The organism is Campylobacter parajejuni, from assembly GCF_046764905.1.
In the GTDB taxonomy this organism is placed as follows: Bacteria; Campylobacterota; Campylobacteria; order Campylobacterales; family Campylobacteraceae; genus Campylobacter_D.
The window spans coordinates 20,412-43,589 of record NZ_JBKORB010000005.1; the positions used below are offsets into that span (position 1 = coordinate 20,412).

Genomic DNA, 23,178 nt, shown 5'->3' on the forward strand with positions numbered 1-23,178 from the left:
TTTCCAGAGCTAGGCTAGTCCTTATTGATTGTGCTAAATACTTTTAAGATTAAAGGCAATTTTCTAAACCCTTCGCTCTCCATAAAATGACCACCTGTCGGGGTTTGTATAAATTCAGCATTTAATTTTTTAGCCAAGTTTTGGCTCATAGTTGTTGGAACTACACTATCATTTTTCGCACTAATGACTACTATATGCTTAATTATTGTAGAAAGTTTTTTATAATCAAGTTTAACTTGCACAAATTCATCTAAAACAGGTAAAATTTTTAAAGGTTCATCAAAGGGGCTGACCATAATCATCCCTCCTATTCTTACATCTTTATCAAGCGAATTCAAAAAATCAAGCACAGCTATTCCACCTAAAGAGTGAGTTATAAAATAGGTGTTTTTATCAAGTTTCACAAAATGCTCTTTCATAAATTCAAGCCATTCTTTTAGCTTTGGGGCATTAGAATTTGGAAGACTAGGTAAAATAACTTGATAATCAAATGATTTTAGCGTATTAGCTGTGCTTGGAAGCCACCCATAGTTAGCATCGCTACCATAACCATGAACAATATAAACCCGTCCACTCTGTGCTAAAACTAAACTTACACAAAAACACAAGAGAACAAATACTTTTCTTATCATCATTCTACTCTTAAAGCTTGCCACATAGCATTTTTTATAGGCTCTCTTTGATTATAAGTATCAAAAAAAAACTCAAAAGCAAAAACCCCTTGCCATAAAAGCATATCAAGTCCATCTTTAGTTTTTAAATTATAGTTTTTACACAATGTTAAAAAGGGTGTTTCTTTGCCATAAATAACCTCAAAAGCAAATTTACTCCTAGCTAAAATTCTATCCAAAAGTTCTTTATCACAAGGCAAATTTTCATCTCTTAATCCAGCAGAAGTAGCATTCACTACCAAATCAAAATCAAAATCCTTTAAATTCTCATAAAGATAAGCTTCATAAGCTGAAAATTCCTTCAATCTTTCTTGGCTACGATTAGCTATGCAAACTTTTATTCCCTTTTCTCTCAAAGCATAAGCAAGAGCAAGAGCTGTGCCACCTGCCCCTAAAATCAAGGCTTTTTCTATACCTTTAAATTCTCTAATGGCTTCTAAAAAACCTAAAGCATCGGTATTATAAGCATAAATTTTATTTTCTTTAACGCATAAGGTATTTGCCGAGCCTATATTTTGAGCAAAATCGTCCTTAACATCGGCAAGTTCTAAGGCTTTTTCTTTAAAAGGCAGAGTAATATTCACCCCACTAAAGCCAAGTTCAAATATTTTCTCTCTTAGCAAATTAGCATTTTTTAGATGATAACGGGTATATATACCATCAAGCCCTAAGGCTTTAATGGCATTATTGTGCATTCTAGGGGATTTTGAATGCGAAATGGGGTCGCCTATGACACTTAAAAATTTCATTTTAAGGTAAAAGAGAAGGCATCTTTTGCAACATCCTTACGAATCTTAGCAAGCTCAGCTGCGACCTTTTCTTTTTCAAAAGGTCCTATTAAAACCTTAGTAATTTCTTTACCGCCAACTGTAGCTTTATAAAGCTTATAATCATAACCCTTTTGCTTCACAGAAGCTAATTCTTTTGATTTTTGGTCTAAATTGCTCACAGAAAAAATTTGCACATAAATACCAGACGCCAAGCCACTTGGATGCACAGGCTTAGCATCGACATTTTTAAACAAATCATTTGCATTTTGCTCTTTTTGAGAAGTTTGCTTTACAGGCTCTTTTTTCACAATCGTTGGTTTTTTAACTTCATCTTTAGGTTTTGCAGTTTGAGTTTGCTCTTGTTTAGAAACATTTGTTTGGGTTGCATTCTCTGGGGTTGTCGGTTCTGCCGGGACCTCTTGGTCAGGCATAGTGAAATTCGCACTATCATTATTATTTGAACTAGGAGCTATAGTATTTGAAGTAGCATTTTGCTCATCTTGAAATTGTTTTCTTAACGCTTCAAACTGGTCTTCAGCCGAAGTGCTATCTGTTATAGGCATACTTTCAAAAGAAGTATCATTATTACCATCCTGAGTTGCTATAGGCTCACTTGGTAATACACTTTGATTTTGTGTATTTTCATCACCGCCACCATTTATAAGTTTCATCACTATCATAATAGCTAAAAACAAAATCACCAAAGCAATAACACGCAAAAGAATTTTCTTTATCTTCTCGCTTTTATTACTTTTTTCTAAAATAATATCATCAAATTCATTTTCTTTCTTTTCCATATTTATCCTTTCTTACATATGCTTAGACCAAGAACTTCCGCGTTCTTTTTGATAGACCTCATAAGGCAATACCAAAATATTAAATTCCCTAGGTATATCCATACTAGGAAACACCTTCCACTCCACAGGCATTTTACTTGCAAACATCATTGAAAGTTTAGACGCTAAAGAATAACCTTCGTTTAACGCCGTATGTCCTTTATGGATGTAAAGATGTAAATGTCCCGGAGTTTTGGTTTTATAAGCTGTAAAATTTATAAAACCCTCTTCCCTTAAAATAAGCTGTGCTCTGTGATAAAACCTCTCAGCATTAAAGCCATTGTAATCAAAAACAATATTTTCAACCTTATTATCTTTGGTGATTAAATCGTGAGCGACAATGATTTTTTTAGCATCGTGTTCTCTCATTACGCTTAAATTCAAAGGTGCATCCACCCTTTCGAATTTATCAAAAAATAAACGCCCCCTATGCGTAATTTTATTGACTATCCTATCACGCCTGATATAATAATGATCGCTAATGATTTTAATTAGCGACATATCCATCGGTGCAATCAAAACATAGCCTTTTTATAAATGATAAAATCACTAGCAAGTTTTTTAAGCTCTTCTTTAATATTTTTTTGTAAGGTCTCATTATGAATATCATCTAAAATATCAGCAATATAATGAGACACAAGCTCCATTTCTTTTTCTTTAAAACCTCTAGCTGTAAGTGCTGGGGTCCCAAGTCTCAATCCACTTGTTACAAAAGGGCTTCTATTTTCTCCCGGAACCGTGTTTTTATTAGCCGTAATCCCTGCATTTCCAAGAGCCAAATCCGCTTCCTTTCCACTAAATTCGCGGTCTAAAAAGCTCATTAAAACAAGATGATTATCCGTTCCATCGCTTACAAGCTTAAATTTCCTATCCATTAAAATCTTAGCTAAAACTTGAGCGTTTATTCTTACTTGTTTGGCATAAAGCTTCCATGCCTCGCTTAGGTTAAATTTAAAGCCCACTGCCTTAGCCGCAATCACATGCATTAAAGGTCCGCCTTGAATTCCGGGAAAAATGGCAGAATTTATCTTTTTAGCCAATTCTTCATCGTTACACATAATAATACCGCCCCTTGGACCACGCAAAGTTTTATGAGTCGTTGAGCTTACCACATGAGCGTGTGGAAAAGGATTAGGATGCTCACCTGCTACCACAAGTCCTGCAATATGTGCTATATCTGCAAAAAGATAAGCACCTATTTCATCGGCAATTTCTCTAAATTTAGCAAAGTCAATAGCCCTAGCATAAGCACTCGCACCGCATACAATGAGCTTAGGCTTTTCTTTTTTTGCAATTTCTCTTACCTTTTCATAATTAATTCTTCCATCAAGCTCTACACCATAAAAACAGCTCTCATACACCTTGCCCGATGAGCTAACCTTCGCTCCGTGCGTTAAATGCCCCCCATGACTTAAATCCATACCTAAAATTTTATCGCCCGGATTAATTAAAGCAGCATAAACACCCTGATTTGCTTGTGAGCCTGAATTAGGCTGGACATTGGCAAATTCACACTTAAAAAGCTTTTTACATCTTTGTATGGCTAAATTTTCAATCGCATCTACAAATTCACAACCCCCATAATATCTTTTACCCGGATAACCTTCAGCATATTTATTGGTTAAAATACTTCCCATAACTTCCATAACTTCAGGCAAAGTGAAATTTTCACTTGCTATCATTTCAAGCCCTTCACATTGGCGTTCAAGCTCTTTATGGGTTAAATCAAAAATTTCTTTATCAAAAAGCTCTAAACTCATTCTTTCTCCTTTAGTTCTGATTTTAATGGACGCATAGCTGGAAATAAAATTACATCACGAATAGATTTTTTATCAGTCAAAAGCATAACAAGCCTATCTATACCTATACCCTGCCCTGCAGTAGGCGGCATACCATATCCTAACGCATTGACAAAATCTTCATCCATTTCGCAAGCTTCTTCATCGCCTGCGTTTTTCGCTTCAAGCTGGGCTAAAAATCTCTCATACTGGTCTAGTGGGTCATTTAGCTCATTAAAACCATTGGCTATTTCCCTACCGCAAATAAAAAGTTCAAATCTTTCGGCAATTTGCGAATTCTCATCACTACGCCTTGATAAAGGGCTAATGGAAATAGGAAAATCTACTACAAAGGTAGGATTGATGAGTTTTTTTTCCACATAATTATCAAAAAGTTCAGCCTGTAAATGCCCAAGGTCAAATTTCACATTAGCTTCAAAGCCATCTTCTTTTAATTTAGCAAGAATTTTCTCTTTATCTTCAATTAAATCTTTATCCAAACCGCCATATTTACAAAGTGCGTCTTTATAGCTAATCCTTTCAAAAGGCTTAGAAAAATCTATCATTTGCCCATCAAATTCTATTGTTTTACCTAAATTTAGCTTAGCCAAAAGCAAGGCAAAAAGCTCTTCAGTTAAATCCATTAAATCCTTATAATTATGATAAGCCCAATAAAACTCAATGGTGGTAAATTCGGGATTATGTGTTAAATCCATACCCTCGTTTCTAAAACAACGATTAAGCTCAAAAACCGCTTCAAATCCCCCTACAACAAGCCTTTTAAGATAAAGCTCTGGGGCAATTCTTAAAAATCTTTCCACGCCTAAAGAATTATGAAAAGTTACAAAAGGCTTCGCATTTGCTCCCCCCGCAATAGGATGCATCATAGGAGTTTCCACCTCCAAAAAGCCCTTATCTTCAAAAAAACGGCGGATGAGACTGACTATTTTAGAGCGTGTTAAAAAATCTTTTCTTACCTCCGCATTCATAATCATATCCACATAACGCTTACGATACCTTTGCTCAATATCGGTTAAGCCGTGGTATTTTTCAGGTAAAGGCACAATAGCCTTTGTGGCAAGTTTTACTTCACTTGCATGCAAACTAAACTCACCCGTTTTAGTTACAAAAGGAAAGCCTTTAACCAAAACAATATCGCCCACTTCTAAATTCTTTTTCAAAATAGTATAAAGCTCTTCACCTACACTATCTTTGCTAAAATAAATTTGCAAATTCGTATCTTCATCTTCGATATTTGCAAAAATGGACTTTCCCGCTACACGCAAAAGTTTCAAACGCCCTGCAACAACAGCACTAACACTTTCATCTCTTTTTTGGGCTTGTTCTAAAATATAAGAAAATTTATCCTTAAAAAGCTTCAAAGACAGCTCTTTTTCTAAAAAATGGGGATAAGGATTTATTCCTAAATTTTTTAATTCTTTAGCCTTTTCTATTCTTTGGCGTTCTAAGATATTATCAAACATTTATATTTTTACCCTTGTTTTTTGTTGATTACAATCGCTACAAATTCCATAAAGCTGCATTAAATGCCCAGTAAGCTTAAAACCATGCTCCTTAGCGATTAGGGCTTGCTGTCTTTCTATGATGGGATTTTCAAATTCTATAATTTTGCCACAATTTTTACATATCATATGGTCATGATGGGGTTTGTTAGCCAGTTCATATTTTTTACCCGCTGAACCAAAAGAAATAGAAGTTACCATTTCGGCTTCTTCAAGCAAATTTAAAGTGCGATAAACCGTGGCTATACCTACATTTAAATTCGGCTCAACCTGCTTAATCTCCATATATAAACTTTCGGGCGTATAGTGCGTATCGCTATGATAAAGAGTTTTTAAAAGCACCTCTCTTTGTTTGGTATATTTCAGTCCGCCTTGTCTTAATATTTTTTTAAATCTCTCAAGCAAAACATCATATTCTACATTTTCTATTAACATGTCTTTTTTCCTTATTGTGTATTGTTTAAGTCATTACTAAGCTCTTGAACCTTATCACCAACTTGCTTAAAACTCTCTTCGCTCAAAGGTTGATTCATAATGAAAGAACCTGTTTCTTTAAGCAAATTTAAAGTATAGCTATCTTTAGCAAAATTATCCAATTTGTCATTTAAAAAGTCTATCCTTGCTACACAAAAAACTAAAATGGCAAAAATTAAAAAAATCTTTGCCCCACCAAAAATAAAGCCCCCTATGCGGTCTAAAAAGCCCAAACCACTTAATTTAATCAATTTAGAAAGAAAATTACCAAGCAATAGACAAACTATCCAAAAAATAATCAATATAGCCAAAAATCCAGCAAAACCCGCCAAACTTTGATTTTCTATCTTATAAAAAGTATTTTGTATGAACTCAGCAGCTCCAGTTGCATATTTTGAAGCCATAAAAACACCACCTATGATACCCAAAAGCCCAAAAACTTCTTTTATAAGACCATTAAGAATTCCTTTAAGACCTAAAAGTAAAGTAAATCCCAAAACAAAAGCATCAAACCAATAAAAACTCATTTTTACACAACTTTCTGATTTTTTTGAATTATTTTACAAACAAGCACTAAATACTAAGTTAATCATTCTATAATTTTAGGAACAACAAAAAAATGCTCTTGTTTTTGCGGAGCGTGGTTTAAAATCTCATCGACAACTTCACTATTTCTTATCTCATCAACTCTTAAAGGAGTTCCACCTTTTATAGTATTTATAGTAACTTCTTCAGCACTTAAATCAAGTTCATTTAATTTTTCAACAAAATTAACAATTTCGCTTAGTTGCATAAGCGTTTCATTTCTATTTTCTGTTATTCGCAAAGCACTTAATTTTTCAAGCTTACTCAATAATTTCTCGTCTATTTGCATTTCTTAAACCTTGATAAAAAAGTTAAAATTTTAAAAATTATATCATAAAAAGCTTTAAATTGTTTAGGATATTTTGCAATTTATATGATACAATATTGTAATTTTTCTACAAAAATAAAAATATTTCTTAAGGATAAATTTTGGGACTAAAAGATAATTTAAAAGCTGTCAAAAATGAGCTAAACACGGAAGAGCAATTTATAGAAAATTTCATTAAGGGCGAAAGATTTATACGCAAGTATAAATTTTATATACTTGGTGTTGTAGGGATTTTGCTTATTTGGTTTTTTGGAAATTTTATAAGCTCAAAAATAAAAGAAAGCAAGATAAAAGAAAGTAATGAAATCTACGCTAGTTTATTGCAAAATCCAAATGATAAAAATCTTTTAGAAAAACTTAAAGACAAAAATATCAATCTTTATGCCATATTTTTACTCAGAGAAAATGCAAATGAGCTTAACAATACAAGCTTTGAAAACGAACTTGGGCAAATTTATAACCATACTCAAACAAACGCTTTGCTTAAAAATATTATCGCCTTATCTTTAGGGGATAAATCAATATTTTTAAAAAACTATGATAAATTGCTAGAAGCTTACAAGCTTTTAGAACAAAATAAAATCGAAGAAGCCGATATTTTACTCTCTCAAATAAAAGACAATTCAAGCTTAAGTCAAATAGCCAAAAATCTCAAACATTATCAAGGTATCTCACAATGAAAAAAACGCTTTTAACATTATTTTGTGTAATATTTTTATGTGCTTGTGGCACGAAAAGGCAATACTTCGAACCCAAACAAAACGATGGGGATTTAAGCTATAATGATAGTCTCAAAAGCAAAATTGTCGATTGGAATTTAGTCTCTGCAAAGCTTAGCAATAATACCGCAATTTTAAAAAATGACCTTATCCTAGCTGAGTTTAAACTTCCTAAAAACTATATGCTCTTAGCCTATCAAGATGGGGAATACTTTACAGCAGATAATGATGGAAATTTAAAGATATTTGATGGCTCTTATAATGAAATTTATAGCTTTCAATTTGATGCCAGTGTTGTAGGAGTAGCTTCAAATGGAGATGATTTAGCCCTTGTGCTTGCTAACAATACCATAGTTCTTGCCAATCGCTCACTGGGGATTAAATTTTCCCAAACTCTAACCTCAGCACCAGCACAAGATAGTCGCACGACTAATCCAATATTTTTAGACAATATCATTGTTTATCCAACACTAGATGGTAAAATTCTAATCCTTTCAAGAAACACGCTTCAAATCATTAAAGATGTGGTTGTTTCGGCTGAAAATTTTTTCAATAATGTTATTTATTTAAATGTGATTGCAGATAAGCTCATAGCAGCAACAGCAAAAAAAATTATCGTTGTAAGTCCTGCTAGAACTCTTTATCTTGATGCGGATATAAAGGATGTTGCACTGAGTGATGATGGTATTTTTATACTGGAAAAAGATGGCACTATTATTAAAACGGATTATAATTTGAGAAAAATTGCTGAGAAAAAATTTGAATTTGCCATTTTTATAAAAAGCAGTATATATAATGACTCTTTGTATATTTTCGAAAAAACGGGTTATCTTATTAAAATCAACTTAAACTTAGACCATACACAAATATTTAAACTTTCACAAGCTACGGATAAAATATCCTTTATGGGAAATGGCAAATTTTATTATGGAGATAAAATTTTAGACCTGTTATGATGGAAATTTTAGAACAAGCAATAAAAGCTGTAAAATTAAATTTAGAGCCTTACGACTTAAAACTACTAACAAGAAAAAAAAGCTATCTTTGTGCTAAAAATCAAGATGATATTCTTTTTGTATATATAGGAAAGACAAAATTTTTAGTCAAAGATGCCTTATTTTTAGAAAAGTTAGCACAACAAATCAATACAAATAATAAATATTTTTTTAGTATAACTTCTCTTTGTTCTAAGGCAAAAAATTATCTAGAAACGAAAGGATTTAGCATTTATGTTGCTTTGTGATATTGGAAATTCCAATGCTAGTTTTTTAGATGATAATAAATACTTTACCCTTAGCATTGAGCAATTTTTAGAATTTAAAAATGAGGAAAAAATTTTTTATATCAATGTCAATGAGCATCTTAAAGAACACTTAAAAAATCAAAGAAATTTTATTAATCTGGAGCCTTATTTTTTATTTGACACCATTTATCAAGGCTTAGGCATTGACCGTATCGCAGCGTGTTATACTATTGAAGATGGGGTCGTTGTGGATGCAGGCAGTGCTATCACGGTTGATGTCATTTCTAATTCCATACATCTTGGTGGTTTTATTTTGCCCGGCATTGCAAATTATAAAAAAATTTATAGTCATATTTCACCAAGATTAAAAAGCGAATTTAACACCCAAGTTAGCCTTGATGCCTTTCCGCAAAGAACTATGGATGCTCTAAGCTATGGAGTTTTTAAAGGAATTTATTTGCTTATAAAAGACGCTACACAAAATAAAAAACTCTATTTTACTGGCGGGGATGGGCAGTTTTTAGCCAATTATTTTGAAAACGCGATTTATGATAAACTTTTGATTTTTAGGGGAATGAAAAAGCTTATAAAGGAAAACCCTAATTTGCTTTATTAAAAGTTACAAAAATTCATTTGTCTAGTGGAATTTAACTTTTTATAAAACAAATTCAATTAAACTTCTACTTAAAAAAGTTTATTAAAAAGGAAAAACAATGAGCCAACAAGAATTTGATGTGCTTGTCATAGGGGCTGGAATTTCGGGGACAGCCTTATTTTACGAACTTGCAAGATACACAGATATTCAAAATATCGCTTTGATAGAAAAATACAATACAGCTGCAACATTAAATTCCAAAGGAACTAGCAATTCTCAAACCATTCATTGCGGAGATATTGAAACCAACTACACCCTAGAAAAAGCAAAAAAAGTAAAAAGAACAGCCGATATGATAGTTAAATATGGGCTTATGCAAAATGCACAAAATCATTTTATGTTCTCTCATCAAAAAATGGCTCTAGCTGTTGGCGATATGGAATGTGATTATATGAAGCAACGCTATGAAGAATTTAAGGAGCTTTATCCCTATATAGAATTTTTTGATAAAAGCAAAATCAAGCAAATTGAACCTAAAGTTGCCTTAGGTGAAGATGGAATTAGCGATAGAGTTGAAAATATTTGTGCTATGGGTGTTGAAAAGGGCGAGGTTTTTACCACGGTTGATTTTGGAAAAATGAGTATAAATTTAATAGAACAAGCCCAAAAACAAGGCAAAAACACCTTTGTTGCTTTCAATCAAGAAGTTATTAGCATACAAAAACAAGACGATATTTTTACACTCAAAACAGCCCAACATCAAGAGTATCGTGCCAAGGCTGTGGTAGTCAATGCTGGAGCGCATTCTTTGTATTTAGCACATAAAATGAATTTGGGTCTTGATAAATCTTGTTGGCCTGTGGCAGGGAGTTTTTATCTTACCAAGCAAAAACTTTTAAATGGCAAGGTCTATATGGTGCAAAACCCTAAGCTACCCTTTGCAGCCTTGCATGGAGACCCTGATATTTTAGCCGATATGAATACACGCTTTGGACCTACTGCTCTTGTCATTCCTAAACTCGAACGCTATCATGGTTTAAAATCCGTGCCTGAGTTTTTTGAAGCCTTGAAATTTGATAGCAAGGTTTTAAAAGTGAGCTTAAATATGTTAAAAGATAAGGAAGTAAGAAATTACATATTGCATAATTATCTTTTTGAACTCCCTCTTATCAATAAAAGCTTATTTGTTAAAGACGCTAAGAAAATCGTTCCAAGCCTTAAAACAGACGATATTTACTATGCCAAAGGTTTTGGTGGAGTAAGACCACAGGTTATTGATAAAACTAAAGGCGAATTAATACTAGGCGAAGCTAGTATCACAGAAACTCCGGGCATTATTTTCAATATGACTCCAAGTCCGGGAGCCACTAGTTGCTTAGGGAATGCTGAGAGGGATGCAAAGCTTATGTGTGATTATTTAGGAAAGCATTTTGACGAGGATAAATTTGCTTTAGAATTGTTGTAATCATTTTGTTTCTGTATTTTAGCTAGAATATTTTCAAAAGGAGTTTTGCTATGCTTAAAAAAACAAAAATTGTAGCCACAGTGGGTCCAGCAAGCGAAAAAGAAGAAATGCTACGCCAGATGATTATTAATGGCGTAAATGTTTTCCGTTTAAATTTTTCTCACGGAACGCATGAATACCACAAGAATAATCTTAACACTATAAGAAAAGTAGCCAAAGAATTAAACACCCGTATAGGAATTTTACAAGATATTAGCGGTCCTAAAATTCGCACAGGCGAACTTAAAGAACCCTTTGAGTTAAAAAAAGGCGATAGACTTGATTTTTATCGCGAAGTAATTTTGGGCGAAAAAATAACTCAAAATCACTATAAAATCAGTATTAATCAAAAATCTATTTTAGATATGTTAAAAATTAACGAATACATCTATCTCTACGATGGCTCCATTCGTGCTAAAGTAGTAAATATAGACGAGCAAAAAATTGAGACCCTTATAGAAAATGATGGTTTTTTAAATTCTAACAAGGGCATTAATTTCCCCAATACCAAAATCAATATCGATGTTATCACACAAAAAGATAAAAACGATTTGCTTTGGGGTATAGAAAATGAAGTGGATTTTCTAGCTATATCTTTCGTGCAAAACGCACACGACCTTGATGAAGTGCGTGAAATTTTAACTCAAAATAAGGCAAAAATATCCATTTTTGCAAAAATAGAAAAATTTGACGCTGTAGAAAACATTGATGAAATCATTCAATCTAGCGATGGTATAATGGTAGCTCGTGGGGATTTGGGTATTGAAGTGCCTTATTATAAGGTTCCTAATATCCAAAAAGAAATCATACAAAAAGCCAATAACGCTTCTAAGCCTGTCATTACCGCAACCCAAATGCTTTTTTCGCTCGCTAAAAGCAAGAGTGCTACAAGGGCTGAAATTTCAGATGTTGCAAACGCCGTTTTAGACGGAACTGACGCTGTAATGTTAAGCGAAGAAAGTGCTGTGGGTATAGACCCTGCCAATGCTGTTGATGTTATGTGTCAAACCATAATAGAAACAGAAAAACGCTATCCATACAATAAATTTAACGATTTTGATAATTTAGATAACACAGATAAGATTATGCGTTCATCAGCCCATCTTGCAACAGACCTTAACGCTAGGGCTATTTTTTCTCTAACAAGTAGCGGAAAATCTGCCATTAAAATCGCAAGATACCGTCCTAATATAGAAATTATCGCTGTGGGACATTGCGAAAAGACTCTTAATTCTTTAAGTGTAGTTTGGGGAGTTAATCCGGCTATTTTAGTCAATAAAAGCGACAATCTTACAGAACTCTTAAAAGACTCTGTAAAATCGAGTGTCGAAAAAGGCTTTATGGATGAAAATCAAACTTATCTCTTAACCGCAGGTTTTCCAACAGGAGTGGAAGGCACGAGCAATCTTATACGCATTCTTAATAAAGAGCAAATTGCTTATTATTTGCAATAAATACAACTTCCCTAGAAATAAGGAGTTATCCTTGTAAATTTTTTAGGTTAAAAGTCGATATAAATTATAGCCTCACGAAAAGGAGCAAATATGCAAGTGAATACTTTTTCCAATGTCGCTAGCATGGCACAAACACAGCTTAGCAATAAGAAGGCAGATGATAGTGCTAAAGAAAACACCAAGGACAAAAATGTTCAAAGTGCGGATTCTAGCAAGGATGTAGATAAAAATACCCTTGAAAAATTAAACGCACTAGGTGGTAAGGGCATTACGCAAATTTATCTCGTTCAGTTTCAACAGCAAACAATGAATGCAGTGTTTGGTTCAAGTAATGCTCAAACTGGGCTAGATAGTCTTTTAGGCGGCGTCAGCTCAGATACTGCAAAATCCATACTTTCTAAGATTGATTTTGCAAATTTAGGCTATAATGGCAAAAATCCACTGGATATGAATGCTAATGAGCTTGGACAACTTCTAAGTGAAGATGGATTCTTCGGGGTGGAAAATACAGCTAATCGTATCGCTGATTTTGTAATCAAAGGCGGTGGCGATGATGTTGAAAAATTAAAAAAAGGTCTTGAAGGTATGAAAAAAGGATTTGAGCAAGCAGAGAAAATGTGGGGCAAAGAACTTCCTCAAATCAGTCAAAATACCATAGAAGCAGCACTTAAAAAGGTAAGTGATCGCATCAATGAACTAGGTGGAAAAACCCTAGACCTTCAAGCCTAAGCTAAAAATGCTTAGAAAATTCTAAGCATTTTTAATTGTTATTAATATCAAAGGTAAAAAATTCACTTTTAAAATTATTGGGCAAGGTTTTGTATTGGGCTATTGCAGCTTCATAATTTCTTACTTCTTGATAAAGCATACCTAAAGCCGCCTTGCTTTCTTTGTTGTTTTTATCTGTAAGCTTAGAAAGTTGCAAAAGAGCTATGGCTGAGTTAGGATTATTTGCTCCCACAGCTGCCACAGCGGCTAAAAACAAGGTCTTACTATCCTTAGCACCATAATCATCAATCAAAGAATTATAAAGCGCATAAGCTTCTTCATATTGCTGGGAAAAAATATCCAAATACGCCAAGGTTTGTAAAACACCTTCATCTTTTATCTGGGAAGTATTGATTAATTCTTTAAATTTTTGTCTTTCTAAATTTAAAAGCCCTGCAATATGCATTAAACTGACATAAAATTCCCTAGCGATATTAGCCCCACCAAAAATACTGCGGTAATCAAGCTTTAAATTTTTAAAGTGAATTTGGGCGTTTTGAGCGTATTCTTTAATATTTAAATTTGAATTTAAAGAATTAAAATACAAAATATTTGCCAAAATATCTTCAGGCACCTCAGAACGCAATTTAGCAATTTTGACATCGACTTGATTATTAAGATTGTTATTTTTGGCAATAATAGCTTCAAAAATGAGACTTAAAGGTGTATTCTCCTTAGCATCGTCTAAATAAGGCAACATTGAAGCATAATCATTATTGACTAAAAATAGCATACTTCTTTGCATATGAGCTTGAAAATTAGTATCTGCGGCTATATTATCAAGGATTTCATTGTAAAGCTTGGTCGTATCCACATCGATTAATTTTGCACTAAACATAGCAAAAGCACCCGCTAAGTAATTTTTGGGATTGAGATGATAAGAGCTTGAAAAGTGCTTAAAGGCAAGTTCATAATTTTGCATTTGAGCATAGCTTAAAGCCAAATTATAATGTAAAATACTATGCTCAGGATAATCATCAATGAGTTTTTGAAATTCCGTATTAGCAAGACGCAATTTTTGATTTAAGGCATCATTAATAATCTTAGCAATTTTTACATTAGCCGAAGAAAGAGCTTTGCTTGTATTAAGATAAATTCCAGCATCAATGCTATCATCGACAAAATCCGTAATATTAGCTTTTTTGATATACAAAGCGGCCTGCTTACCATCGAAAACTTGATAAGGTGCAAAATAAAAAAGCAAATCAAATTGATTTTTTTGTTTTTTTAACAAATCTTTTGAAAAAGAATTTTGGGCAAGATTTATATCAAAAAGATCCTTATTTAAACGTGCCTTAGTTTTATAAGTATCCAAAATCTTGTATTTATCCTTATCATCCTTGTAAAAAGTCTGCAAACGCGTAAGCATATCTTGGTAATCGCCCACCTTAATATCCACCAAAGTTAAAGCCGCCAAGCTTTGATTAAAATCTCTTTCAATTTTCATCGCCGTATTTAAAGCCGCTTTGGCTTTGGTATATTCTCCTATCCTAGCATATAAAAGACCTAAAGACAGGCTGGATTCAAAATTGCCTTGAGAATTTAATTGCTGTATAGCCTTGGAATCAAAGTCCATTTTTGCATAAATTTTAGCCGATAAATACTTTGCGACATCAGAATACGGCTCCACATCTGTTCTTTGTAACATTTGCAAAGCCTCGGGATAATAGCCTTTGTAATAATTAATTAAGCTTAAATAATAATCATATAGTTTTGATTTTCCCTCTTTTGGAAGATAAATCTCAGCCAAATCAATATAATATCTAAATTTTTCTTTATCATTAAGCCTTAAAGCACAAACCGCAGCATTGATAGCAGCTACGCTTTGATTTTCACCATTGGCTATGGCCTTTTTAAAGCTTTCAAAAGCTTCTTGGAATTTATTCTCATTCATCCTAGAAACGCCTAAATTATAATTGGATAAAGATTCATTATACACAGCAATTTGCTCATACACTCTTAAAGCTTGCTCAACTTCGCCTTGCAAATACAAGGCATTTGCCTTTTGTATCATTCCATCGATTTTTTGCATATCATTATTGTAAGAATAAGATTCATCAGGCACAATAACAGGCTGTTCTAAAGGTTTAGAAGCTACGATATCAGGCTTAATACTTCCATCACTAAAGGTTAAATAAACCAAGGTAAAAACTAAAATACAAATAACCCCCAAGGACAAACCCACAAGAGACATAAATTTACGCTCCTTATACCAAGGGGTAGGCTCTTCATTTTGAACTTCTTCAAAAGTTGATGTATCTTCAGGGGCGCTTTCTCTTGTAAATTTAAAACCACCGCCATCATTTTCCTCAGGTAATTCTTCCGGTAATGACGCAAATTCCTCATCTTCTGGGGCTTGCCCCTCTTGCCCCTTAAATTCCCCTAAACTCTCATCAAGTCTTGGTTGGTTTAAGTCATCTTCGGATTTTTCTAGTATTATATCTTCTTGTTCAGCCATCTATACTCTTTAAAAATATTTTTTCAAAACATCAGGGATGTGAATTTTTCCTTCTTTATCTTGATAATTTTCCATAATAGCCACTAAAGTTCTTCCCACTGCCAAAGAAGAGCCATTAAGAGTATGAACGAGTTCATTTTTGCCCTGCTCGTTTTTATAGCGAATTTTAGCCCTTCTTGCTTGAAAATCAAGACAATTTGAAATGGAGCTTATTTCGCGGTATTTATTTTGACCCGGAAGCCACACTTCAAGATCCACAGTTTTTGCCGCACTAAAGCCCAAATCTCCCGTGCAAAGCATCAAATGTCTATGTGCCAAACCCAAAGAACTCAGCAAAGCACTTGCACATTCGAGCATTTCGTCAAACACACTATCGCTTTGTTTAGGACTTGTAATGCTTACAAGTTCTACTTTTTCAAACTGATGCTGTCTTATAATCCCCCTTGTATCACGCCCTGCACTACCCGCTTCTTTTCTAAAGCAAGCACTATAACAAGTCATTTTTATAGGCAAAGTTTCACTGGCTAAAATTTCTCCACTATAAAGATTGCTTACAGGAATTTCAGAAGTTGAGATAAGATATAAGTCTTCATCATCAATCTTATACATATCTTCTTTAAATTTAGGAAGTTGCCCCGTGCCAAACATAGTCGCACCATTTACCAAAAAAGGCACATTGACAAGTTCAAATCCACGACTTCTATTAAAATCTATCATATAATTTACCAAAGCACGATTTAATAAAGCTCCCTCGTTTTTAAGCACACAAAAACGACTCTGTGAAATTTTCACCCCACGCACAAAATCAAGCCAATTTAAGCTCTCACCTAATTCAAAATGTTCTTTTGGAGTAAAATCAAAGCTAGGCGGATTTAAAACCTTTTTAAGCTCCACATTATCCTCTTCATCTTCGCCCACAGGCACACACTCATCAGGGATATTTGGAATGGAATGAGCTATTTTTTCTAATTCATCTTCTAAAGCACTAACCTTTTGATTTTGTTCATTAATTTTGCTTTTATTTTCGCTTAATTTTGCCTTTAAACTTTCTTTATCTTCGGCTTTGGCAAGTTCTTTGCTGAATTTATTCTGAAAAGCTTGTAATTCTTCTAAGCTTGTTTTTTCTTTTTTTAAACTTACAAAAAGTTCGGCAAGTTTTTTTAAGATATTTTCATCAACTTTTTTGTTTTTTAATTTTTTAGCCACTTCATCAAAATGATTTTGCAAATTTTTTAAATCTAGCATTTTTTACTCCTTAAAGTCCTATTTTTTCATAAATTTTTTGCATTTTTTCTTGGGCGATTTTTCTTGCCTTAGTCGCACCAAAATCCAAAATTTCTTTTAAATGCGAAGGCTTTTCTAAAAGTGCTTGGTATTTTTCTCTAGCTTCTTTGAAATACTCATTCATAAGCTCATTTAAATACATCTTAAAATGTCCATAACCCTCGCCCCCTTTTTCATAGCGAATTTGCAATTCTTTCTGCCCTGCTTCGTCTAAAAAAAGTTTTGCGATTTTAAAGATATTGCAATTTTGATAGTCTTTTGGCTCTTCTAAGGCGGTGCTATCTGTTACTATGGAAGAAATTTGTTTTTTTAAGGCTTTTTCACTGCTAAAAATATCTAGGGTATTTTGATAAGATTTACTCATTTTTGCCCCATCTGTGCCTACGACCACAGCCACTTCTTCATTAACCCTAGCTTCAGGCAGGGTGAAAATAGCACCCCATTCGTTATTGACCTTTAAGGCTATATCACGCGCAATTTCAACATGCTGGATTTGGTCTTTTCCCACAGGAACAATTTGTGTGTCAAAAAGCAAAATATCAGCTGCCATTAAAACGGGATAAGAAAAAAGCCCGTGCGAAGCACTAAGCCCCTTGGCAACTTTATCCTTGTAACTATGCGCTCGTTCTAACAAACCCATAGGAGTAAATTGCGATAAAATCCAGTAAAGCTCCATTATCTCTTTAACATCACTTTGAAGCCAAAAAACGCTTTTTTGTGGGTTTATACCCAGACTTAAAAACGCAGCTGCAGCTTTGAGTGAATTTTGCTTTAATTTCTCTCCATCTTGTAAAGAAGTCATAGCGTGGTAATTAGCAATAAACATAAACATTTCACTTGTTTCTTGGGCATCTATCATTTGTTTAATCGCACCAAAATAATTACCTATATGCAAATCTCCACTTGGCTGAAGTCCTGTTAATACTCTCATTTTATCACCTTTTTAACTGCGTCTAAAAGCTCTTTTATACTTTTATTTTCTACATTAAGAACAAAATCTGCTTTTTGTTCATACTTGCTTAAGCGTTCATTATATAATTTTTTTGCTTTAATTTCATCACGAAATAAAGGTCTTTTAGAAAGTTCATTCTCATTCAAACGCCTTTTTAAATACTCAAAACTCGCCTTTAAATAAATACAAAATCCCATTTTTTTTAAATTTGAAACATTGATAAAACCCCCACCCGTAGCGATACAAGCCCCACTACAAGAGCAAAAAAAATCCGCCATTTTCCGCTCTTGCTCTCTAAAAAATTCCTCGCCTTTTTCTGCAAAAATTTCACTGATTTTTTGATTAAATTTTTCTTCTATTAAAAAATCGCTACATAAAAAAACAAAATCCAAATCCTTAGCCAAAGCCCTAGCTAAAGTGCTTTTTCCACAACCCATAAAACCTATGAAAACGATATTTTTAGCTCTCATCATTTTCTTTAGTGCCTTTTTTACGCGAAGCTATTATCAAAGGCACACCCTCGAAATTAAATTCTTTTCTAATTTGATTTTGCAAATAACGCTTATAGCTAAAATGCAAAGCCTTAGGACGGTTCATAATAAGAGCAATTTTTGGCGGAGCCAAATCATATTGCACCGCATAATAAATTTTAACGAGTTTTCCGTAATCATGCGGCAAAGGATGGGCTTTGGTCGCATTTTCTATCAAGGTATTAAGCTTAGAAGTTTGAATTTTTTGAGTAAAATTGTCAAAAATTTCTAAAATTTTATCCAGTAAAACATGCACTCTTTTTCCACTTAAAGCCGAAACGCTAATCACAGGTGCATAAGCAAGAAATTTAAATCTATCTAGTTTTAATTCCTTAACAAGCTTATCAAAATCCATCTTAGCCTTATCCCATTTATTAAGCACTATAATCACACCCAAATAATGCTTACTAATAAGCCCTGCTATGCGTTCATCAAGCTCATTAAAGCCTTCATGTGCATCTAAAATCAAAAGTGCAATTTGAGAATGGGACAAAATTTTTTCCGTGCGATTTAGGGCAAAGCGTTCAAGTCCTTGAATTTTGCCCCTTTTTCTAATGCCTGCTGTATCAACAAATTCTATGATTTTATCTTTATAAACCATACTTTCATTTACAGGGTCTATGGTAGTTCCTGCGATGGAACTTACAACGCTTCGTTCTTGTTTGACTAAAGCATTTAAAAGACTTGATTTGCCCACATTGACACGACCTATGATACCCACTCTTATGTGATTTTGATTGACTTCTTTAAATTGAAATTCTTTTCCTTCTTCATAGTGCTCTAAAAAATCTTCTAAATTTTCTTCTTCATCAGGGATTAAAAACCCTTCAGGTAAAAATTTCTCAAGCCATTCATAAAGCTCATCTAAACCCACATTATGCGTTACAGAGAGATTAAAGGTTTCTTTTACTCCAAAATTTGCAAATTCCCAAGCCCTTTCTTCGTCTTTTTTAGTATCGACTTTATTAATCACTAAGGCTATGGGTTTTTTAAGTTTTTTTAAGGAATAAAAAAATTGCCTATCCTCATCATCAGGTGCTAATTTTCCATCGACTAAATAAAGGATAATATCGCTTTCTTTGGCTGCTTTTAAAGTATTTTTTTTCACATTTTTAAAAAGCTCATTGCTTTCATCCAGTCCGCCACTATCAATAAGCAAGGCTTTTTTAGAATGAATAGAAATTTCCACCTTATTCGTATCTCTAGTTGTGCCACAAAACTCACTGGTAATAGCTATTCTTTGTCTTGCCATTCTATTAAAAAGACTTGATTTGCCCACATTGGGCTTACCTATAAGTATAATGCTTTGCATTTTTTTCCTAAATTCATTTACTCAATATTTGAATTAAAAATTATATAAAATTTGCCTTAATATTAAGCAAAAAAGATTAGAATTAGCTCTATTTTAATCAAGGAAAAAAGATGCTAAAAATAATTAAGCATAATTTGGGCGTTTATTTTATGATTTTAGCTTGTTTAGATTTTGCTCTAATGGGAGCTTGTGCAAAAATTCTTAGCAAAGAAATGAGTTCTATAGAAATTATGTTTTTTAGAAATATTATAGGAATTTTTTTCATAGTCTATCTTTTAAAGCGTTCTAAAATACATAAAGAAGGGGGGCATTTTTGGCTCTTGGTGTTTCGTGGAGTAGTAGGTACACTTTCACTTTATATGTTTTTCTATAATGTTTCAAATATTACACTAGGTGGAGCCTTTGCTTTTCAAAAAACTGCCCCTATTTTTATTACTTTAATAGCTTTTGTTATTTTTAAAGAAAATATAGGTCTTAAAGGCTGGATAGGGATTTTAATAGCATTTGGTGGAGTGCTTTTAATCGCTCAGCCTTGGGCGTATAGTTCAAATCATTCAGGCTTTGATTTAAAAAATTCAGTTATAGGCATCGCAAGTGGATTTTTGGCTGCTTTAGCTCTTACAAGTGTAAGAGAACTTAGGAAATCTTATACCACGGAACAAATTGCCTTTTCTTTTATCCTTTTAGGAACTTTAATGCCTTTAATTTCTATGATCAGTGCTGAATTTTTCGAACCGCAGTATCTTGATTTTTTGCATTTAGACTTTATTCTAGCACCTTTTGTAATGCCAAGTCTTACAGCTTGGCTTATCATCGCTGTAATGGGAACTTTAGGCACTATTTATCAAATTCATATCACCAAAGCTTACGGCATAGCCAAACAAGCAGGAGTCGTAGCTGGAGTAAGCTATCTTGATGTGGTCTTTAGTTTGATAGTGGGGATAATTTTAGGCGATAATTTACCAAGTGCTATGGTTTTTTTAGGTATAATAGGCATTATTTTTGGTGGATTAATTTTAGTTAAAAACAAAGGAAAAAAATGAGAAAAATGATACTCATCGCTGGTCCTTGCGTAATAGAAAGCAAAGATTTGGTTTTTAAGGTTGCGCAAAAATTAAAAAATTTCAATGAAAACCCAAATATAGAGTTTTATTTCAAATCAAGTTTTGATAAGGCTAATCGCACAAGCATTGACTCTTTTAGGGGTCCCGGACTTGAAGAAGGATTAAAAATTTTACAAAGCATAAAAAATGAATTGGGCATGAAAATCTTAACCGATATACACGAAAGCAATCAAGCAAGTGTTGTAAGCGAAGTCGCTGATGTTTTGCAAATTCCTGCTTTTTTGTGCCGTCAAACTGATTTACTCGTAGCTGCGGCTAAAACTAAGGCTAAGATTAATATCAAAAAGGGGCAGTTTTTAAACCCAAGTGATATAAAATACAGCGTTAGAAAAATTCTTCAAACTCGCAACACCCAAGAAGAAGGTTATGAAATTGCTGATAAAAAGGGTGTATTTGTAGCTGAAAGAGGGGCTAGCTTTGGTTATGGAAATTTAGTTGTAGATATGCGTTCTTTAGTGATTATGCGTGAATTTGCTCCTGTTATTTTTGATGCAACCCATAGTGTGCAAATGCCCGGAGCTGCAGGGGGAAGTAGCGGTGGGAAAAGTGAATTTGTAGAACCTTTAGCAAGAGCTGCGGCTGCTGTGGGTGTGGATGGCTTTTTCTTTGAAACGCATATTAATCCTTGCGAAGCTTTATGCGATGGGGCAAATATGCTTAAGCTCGAACGCCTTAAAAACTGCGTTCAAACTCTATTAGAAATTCAAAATACTATAAAGGATAATAAATGAATATCATTGAAGGAAAATTAAATTTAGATTCCAACACAAAAATCGCTATCATCAATGCAAGATTTAATCATATCATCACGGACCGCCTTGTAGAAGGAGCCAAAGATGCTTTTTTAAGACACGGGGGCAAAGAAGAAAATCTCAGCCTTATACTCGTTCCGGGTGCTTTTGAACTTCCATATGCGTTAAAAAAAGCCATAGAAAGTAAAAAATTTGACGCTATTTGTTGCGTGGGTGCGGTGATTCGTGGCTCAACTCCACATTTTGACTATGTTTCAGCAGAAACTACTAAGGGTATAGCTAATGTGAGTTTAAATCACAATATCCCTGTAAGCTTTGGTGTTTTAACAACAAACACCCTAGAGCAAGCCATAGAAAGAGCAGGTAGCAAGGCTGGAAATAAGGGCTTTGAGGCTATGACAACTGTGATTGAAATGCTAAATTTAAGCAAGGAGCTTTAATGGCAACGCGTCATCAAGTTCGCCAAAGTGTCATTTCCTTGCTTTATGCTTTTGAGCTGAATTCTAAGAATAATACTTTTGTTGATGAAATTTTAGATGAAAAAAAAATACGCAATGAGCAAAAAAATTTTACCTTAAATTTATATTATGGAATTTTAGACAATTTAGACAAAATTGATGAGAGGCTGAATTTATTTCTTAATGAGAATAAAATCACAGACCTAGGACACATAGAAAGAGCTATACTAAGGCTTGGGGCGTATGAATTGCTTTTTACTGACACTCCCAGTGCTATCATCATCAACGAAGCCATTGAACTTGCCAAAGAACTTGCCAATGATAATTCTCCAAAATTTATAAATGGAGTTTTAGATAGCTTAATAAAGGCTAAAGAATGAAACTTTGCGTTGCTCTAGATCTTGCTACAAAAGAAGAATGTTTAAGACTTGCTAAAGAATTAAAAGGTCTTGATATTTGGCTAAAAGTAGGCTTAAGAGCCTATTTAAGAGATGGTTTTAAGCTTATAGAAGAACTTAAAAAAGTAGATGATTTTAAAATATTTCTTGACCTTAAAATTCACGACATTCCCAACACTATGGCAGATGCTTGCGAAGAAATTTCAAAACTTGGAGTTCATATGATAAATATCCACGCAAGTGCTGGAAAAATAGCTATGCAAGAAGTTATGGCACGGCTAAATAAATTGGCAAAAAGACCTTTGGTTTTAGCCGTGTCTGCTTTGACAAGTTTTGATGAAGAAAATTTCTTTAGTATTTATAGGCAAAAAATTAAAGAAGCTGTAATTCATTTTTCAAAAATATCCTATGAAAATGGACTTGATGGTATGGTATGCTCTGTCTTTGAAAGCAAAGCCATCAAAGAAAATACAAGGGCAGAATTTTTAACTCTCACACCCGCAATCCGCCCTTTTGGAGAAGATAATAACGACCAAAAACGCGTTGCTAACTTAGACTTAGCAAAAGAAAATATGAGTGATTTTATAGTCGTTGGACGCCCTATTTACAAGGATAAAAATCCCAGAGAACTTTGCGAAAAAATCCTACAAAAAATTTAATCG

General features: G+C 33.6%; 25 protein-coding genes and 1 pseudogene. 12 read left to right on the top strand and 14 right to left on the bottom strand.

Annotation, left to right across the window (positions count from 1 at the left end; all coding sequences use genetic code 11):
* Positions 1–14: 14 nt before the first annotated feature.
* The 9 genes from ACLL8X_RS05775 to gatC all read right to left on the bottom strand — a co-directional run bounded on the left by ACLL8X_RS05775 (position 15) and on the right by gatC (position 6,926).
* A complete protein-coding gene (locus tag ACLL8X_RS05775) occupies positions 15–629 on the bottom strand; it encodes an RBBP9/YdeN family alpha/beta hydrolase (RefSeq protein WP_411990114.1) in 615 nt (204 codons plus the stop codon).
* A 2-nt stretch (positions 630–631) separates the two neighbouring features.
* The gene (locus tag ACLL8X_RS05780; RefSeq protein WP_411989974.1) at positions 632–1,420 is read right to left on the bottom strand and encodes a shikimate dehydrogenase; all 789 of its coding nucleotides are present in this window, start codon (positions 1,418–1,420) and stop codon (positions 632–634) included.
* The gene (locus ACLL8X_RS05785) at positions 1,417–2,238 is read right to left on the bottom strand and encodes an SPOR domain-containing protein (RefSeq protein WP_411989975.1); all 822 of its coding nucleotides are present in this window, start codon (positions 2,236–2,238) and stop codon (positions 1,417–1,419) included. The genes ACLL8X_RS05780 and ACLL8X_RS05785 overlap by 4 nt, the downstream gene beginning before the upstream one ends.
* 12 nt (positions 2,239–2,250) lie before the next feature.
* Positions 2,251–2,796 carry a DUF1882 domain-containing protein gene (locus ACLL8X_RS05790; RefSeq protein WP_411989976.1) on the bottom strand — a complete coding sequence of 182 codons (546 nt, stop codon included), beginning with the start codon at positions 2,794–2,796 and terminating at the stop codon, positions 2,251–2,253.
* Positions 2,793–4,037: a serine hydroxymethyltransferase gene (locus ACLL8X_RS05795; RefSeq protein ID WP_411989977.1), complete on the bottom strand. Its 1,245-nt coding sequence runs from the start codon at positions 4,035–4,037 to the stop codon at positions 2,793–2,795. The genes ACLL8X_RS05790 and ACLL8X_RS05795 overlap by 4 nt, the downstream gene beginning before the upstream one ends.
* Complete coding sequence (lysS, locus tag ACLL8X_RS05800; RefSeq protein WP_411989978.1) at positions 4,034–5,539, bottom strand: lysine--tRNA ligase; 1,506 nt, start codon at positions 5,537–5,539, stop codon at positions 4,034–4,036. Before lysS ends, ACLL8X_RS05795 begins: the two co-directional genes overlap by 4 nt.
* Positions 5,540–6,013, bottom strand: coding sequence for a Fur family transcriptional regulator (locus ACLL8X_RS05805; protein ID WP_411989979.1), 474 nt, complete (start codon positions 6,011–6,013; stop codon positions 5,540–5,542).
* An 11-nt stretch (positions 6,014–6,024) separates the two neighbouring features.
* Positions 6,025–6,579: a CvpA family protein gene (locus ACLL8X_RS05810; protein WP_411989980.1), complete on the bottom strand. Its 555-nt coding sequence runs from the start codon at positions 6,577–6,579 to the stop codon at positions 6,025–6,027.
* Positions 6,580–6,641: 62 nt separating this feature from the next.
* A complete protein-coding gene (gatC, locus tag ACLL8X_RS05815; protein WP_411989981.1) occupies positions 6,642–6,926 on the bottom strand; it encodes an Asp-tRNA(Asn)/Glu-tRNA(Gln) amidotransferase subunit GatC in 285 nt (94 codons plus the stop codon).
* A gap of 140 nt (positions 6,927–7,066) precedes the next feature.
* Between gatC and ACLL8X_RS05820 the strand changes: the two genes are divergently transcribed.
* The 7 genes from ACLL8X_RS05820 to ACLL8X_RS05850 all read left to right on the top strand — a co-directional run bounded on the left by ACLL8X_RS05820 (position 7,067) and on the right by ACLL8X_RS05850 (position 13,209).
* Entirely contained in the window at positions 7,067–7,645 is a 579-nt protein-coding gene (locus ACLL8X_RS05820) for a YfgM family protein (protein ID WP_411989982.1), read from the top strand.
* The gene (locus ACLL8X_RS05825; RefSeq protein ID WP_411989983.1) at positions 7,642–8,640 is read left to right on the top strand and encodes a hypothetical protein; all 999 of its coding nucleotides are present in this window, start codon (positions 7,642–7,644) and stop codon (positions 8,638–8,640) included. The genes ACLL8X_RS05820 and ACLL8X_RS05825 overlap by 4 nt, the downstream gene beginning before the upstream one ends.
* Complete coding sequence (locus tag ACLL8X_RS05830; protein WP_411989984.1) at positions 8,637–8,927, top strand: tram-like protein; 291 nt, start codon at positions 8,637–8,639, stop codon at positions 8,925–8,927. Before ACLL8X_RS05825 ends, ACLL8X_RS05830 begins: the two co-directional genes overlap by 4 nt.
* The gene (locus ACLL8X_RS05835; protein WP_411989985.1) at positions 8,914–9,543 is read left to right on the top strand and encodes a type III pantothenate kinase; all 630 of its coding nucleotides are present in this window, start codon (positions 8,914–8,916) and stop codon (positions 9,541–9,543) included. The genes ACLL8X_RS05830 and ACLL8X_RS05835 overlap by 14 nt, the downstream gene beginning before the upstream one ends.
* A gap of 97 nt (positions 9,544–9,640) precedes the next feature.
* A complete protein-coding gene (locus ACLL8X_RS05840) occupies positions 9,641–10,987 on the top strand; it encodes an FAD-dependent oxidoreductase (protein ID WP_411989986.1) in 1,347 nt (448 codons plus the stop codon).
* Between the two features lie 50 nt (positions 10,988–11,037).
* On the top strand, positions 11,038–12,480 hold the full coding sequence (gene pyk, locus ACLL8X_RS05845) for a pyruvate kinase (protein ID WP_411989987.1): 1,443 nt from the start codon (positions 11,038–11,040) through the stop codon (positions 12,478–12,480).
* Between the two features lie 90 nt (positions 12,481–12,570).
* A complete protein-coding gene (locus tag ACLL8X_RS05850) occupies positions 12,571–13,209 on the top strand; it encodes a hypothetical protein (RefSeq protein WP_411989988.1) in 639 nt (212 codons plus the stop codon).
* 31 nt (positions 13,210–13,240) lie between these two features.
* On the opposite strand, the gene pflB is transcribed toward ACLL8X_RS05850, so the two are convergent.
* From pflB to der, 5 genes are read right to left on the bottom strand one after another with little or no spacing between them, the layout of a single operon-like run.
* The gene (pflB, locus tag ACLL8X_RS05855) at positions 13,241–15,706 is read right to left on the bottom strand and encodes a motility protein PflB (RefSeq protein ID WP_411989989.1); all 2,466 of its coding nucleotides are present in this window, start codon (positions 15,704–15,706) and stop codon (positions 13,241–13,243) included.
* Positions 15,707–15,715: 9 nt separating this feature from the next.
* The gene (gene serS, locus ACLL8X_RS05860) at positions 15,716–16,951 is read right to left on the bottom strand and encodes a serine--tRNA ligase (RefSeq protein WP_411989990.1); all 1,236 of its coding nucleotides are present in this window, start codon (positions 16,949–16,951) and stop codon (positions 15,716–15,718) included.
* A 10-nt stretch (positions 16,952–16,961) separates the two neighbouring features.
* Positions 16,962–17,921, bottom strand: a complete 960-nt coding sequence (gene trpS, locus ACLL8X_RS05865; protein WP_411989991.1) for a tryptophan--tRNA ligase — start codon at positions 17,919–17,921, stop codon at positions 16,962–16,964.
* Positions 17,918–18,415, bottom strand: a complete 498-nt coding sequence (locus tag ACLL8X_RS05870; RefSeq protein ID WP_411989992.1) for a shikimate kinase — start codon at positions 18,413–18,415, stop codon at positions 17,918–17,920. The genes trpS and ACLL8X_RS05870 overlap by 4 nt, the downstream gene beginning before the upstream one ends.
* On the bottom strand, positions 18,402–19,784 hold the full coding sequence (der, locus tag ACLL8X_RS05875) for a ribosome biogenesis GTPase Der (protein ID WP_411989993.1): 1,383 nt from the start codon (positions 19,782–19,784) through the stop codon (positions 18,402–18,404). The genes ACLL8X_RS05870 and der overlap by 14 nt, the downstream gene beginning before the upstream one ends.
* Before the next feature lie 110 nt (positions 19,785–19,894).
* Between der and ACLL8X_RS05880 the strand changes: the two genes are divergently transcribed.
* The 5 genes and pseudogenes from ACLL8X_RS05880 to pyrF all read left to right on the top strand — a co-directional run.
* Positions 19,895–20,827 (top strand): DMT family transporter, encoded by a 933-nt coding sequence (locus ACLL8X_RS05880; protein ID WP_411989994.1) that lies wholly within the window; start codon positions 19,895–19,897, stop codon positions 20,825–20,827.
* Positions 20,824–21,639 (top strand): 3-deoxy-8-phosphooctulonate synthase, encoded by an 816-nt coding sequence (kdsA, locus tag ACLL8X_RS05885; protein ID WP_411989995.1) that lies wholly within the window; start codon positions 20,824–20,826, stop codon positions 21,637–21,639. The genes ACLL8X_RS05880 and kdsA overlap by 4 nt, the downstream gene beginning before the upstream one ends.
* Positions 21,636–22,100, top strand: coding sequence for a 6,7-dimethyl-8-ribityllumazine synthase (ribH, locus tag ACLL8X_RS05890; protein ID WP_411989996.1), 465 nt, complete (start codon positions 21,636–21,638; stop codon positions 22,098–22,100). Before kdsA ends, ribH begins: the two co-directional genes overlap by 4 nt.
* On the top strand, positions 22,100–22,498 hold the full coding sequence (gene nusB, locus ACLL8X_RS05895) for a transcription antitermination factor NusB (RefSeq protein ID WP_411989997.1): 399 nt from the start codon (positions 22,100–22,102) through the stop codon (positions 22,496–22,498). The genes ribH and nusB overlap by 1 nt, the downstream gene beginning before the upstream one ends.
* Positions 22,495–23,172, top strand: a pseudogene (gene pyrF, locus ACLL8X_RS05900) (orotidine-5'-phosphate decarboxylase); the annotation flags it as partial. The gene nusB and the pseudogene pyrF, both read left to right, overlap by 4 nt.
* Positions 23,173–23,178: the final 6 nt, after the last annotated feature.

Excerpts from the sequence above, each read along its gene's own strand:
- ACLL8X_RS05780 (WP_411989974.1), bottom strand. The coding sequence starts at position 1,420 with ATGAAATTTTTAAGTGTCATAGGCGACCCCATTTCGCATTCAAAATCC.
- ACLL8X_RS05785 (WP_411989975.1), bottom strand. The coding sequence starts at position 2,238 with ATGGAAAAGAAAGAAAATGAATTTGATGATATTATTTTAGAAAAAAGT.
- ACLL8X_RS05795 (WP_411989977.1), bottom strand. The coding sequence starts at position 4,037 with ATGAGTTTAGAGCTTTTTGATAAAGAAATTTTTGATTTAACCCATAAA.
- lysS (WP_411989978.1), bottom strand. The coding sequence starts at position 5,539 with ATGTTTGATAATATCTTAGAACGCCAAAGAATAGAAAAGGCTAAAGAA.
- ACLL8X_RS05805 (WP_411989979.1), bottom strand. The coding sequence starts at position 6,013 with ATGTTAATAGAAAATGTAGAATATGATGTTTTGCTTGAGAGATTTAAA.
- ACLL8X_RS05810 (WP_411989980.1), bottom strand. The coding sequence starts at position 6,579 with ATGAGTTTTTATTGGTTTGATGCTTTTGTTTTGGGATTTACTTTACTT.
- gatC (WP_411989981.1), bottom strand. The coding sequence starts at position 6,926 with ATGCAAATAGACGAGAAATTATTGAGTAAGCTTGAAAAATTAAGTGCT.
- ACLL8X_RS05825 (WP_411989983.1), top strand. The coding sequence starts at position 7,642 with ATGAAAAAAACGCTTTTAACATTATTTTGTGTAATATTTTTATGTGCT.
- ACLL8X_RS05830 (WP_411989984.1), top strand. The coding sequence starts at position 8,637 with ATGATGGAAATTTTAGAACAAGCAATAAAAGCTGTAAAATTAAATTTA.
- ACLL8X_RS05835 (WP_411989985.1), top strand. The coding sequence starts at position 8,914 with ATGTTGCTTTGTGATATTGGAAATTCCAATGCTAGTTTTTTAGATGAT.
- ACLL8X_RS05840 (WP_411989986.1), top strand. The coding sequence starts at position 9,641 with ATGAGCCAACAAGAATTTGATGTGCTTGTCATAGGGGCTGGAATTTCG.
- pyk (WP_411989987.1), top strand. The coding sequence starts at position 11,038 with ATGCTTAAAAAAACAAAAATTGTAGCCACAGTGGGTCCAGCAAGCGAA.
- ACLL8X_RS05850 (WP_411989988.1), top strand. The coding sequence starts at position 12,571 with ATGCAAGTGAATACTTTTTCCAATGTCGCTAGCATGGCACAAACACAG.
- pflB (WP_411989989.1), bottom strand. The coding sequence starts at position 15,706 with ATGGCTGAACAAGAAGATATAATACTAGAAAAATCCGAAGATGACTTA.
- serS (WP_411989990.1), bottom strand. The coding sequence starts at position 16,951 with ATGCTAGATTTAAAAAATTTGCAAAATCATTTTGATGAAGTGGCTAAA.
- trpS (WP_411989991.1), bottom strand. The coding sequence starts at position 17,921 with ATGAGAGTATTAACAGGACTTCAGCCAAGTGGAGATTTGCATATAGGT.
- ACLL8X_RS05870 (WP_411989992.1), bottom strand. The coding sequence starts at position 18,415 with ATGATGAGAGCTAAAAATATCGTTTTCATAGGTTTTATGGGTTGTGGA.
- der (WP_411989993.1), bottom strand. The coding sequence starts at position 19,784 with ATGCAAAGCATTATACTTATAGGTAAGCCCAATGTGGGCAAATCAAGT.
- ACLL8X_RS05880 (WP_411989994.1), top strand. The coding sequence starts at position 19,895 with ATGCTAAAAATAATTAAGCATAATTTGGGCGTTTATTTTATGATTTTA.
- kdsA (WP_411989995.1), top strand. The coding sequence starts at position 20,824 with ATGAGAAAAATGATACTCATCGCTGGTCCTTGCGTAATAGAAAGCAAA.
- ribH (WP_411989996.1), top strand. The coding sequence starts at position 21,636 with ATGAATATCATTGAAGGAAAATTAAATTTAGATTCCAACACAAAAATC.
- nusB (WP_411989997.1), top strand. The coding sequence starts at position 22,100 with ATGGCAACGCGTCATCAAGTTCGCCAAAGTGTCATTTCCTTGCTTTAT.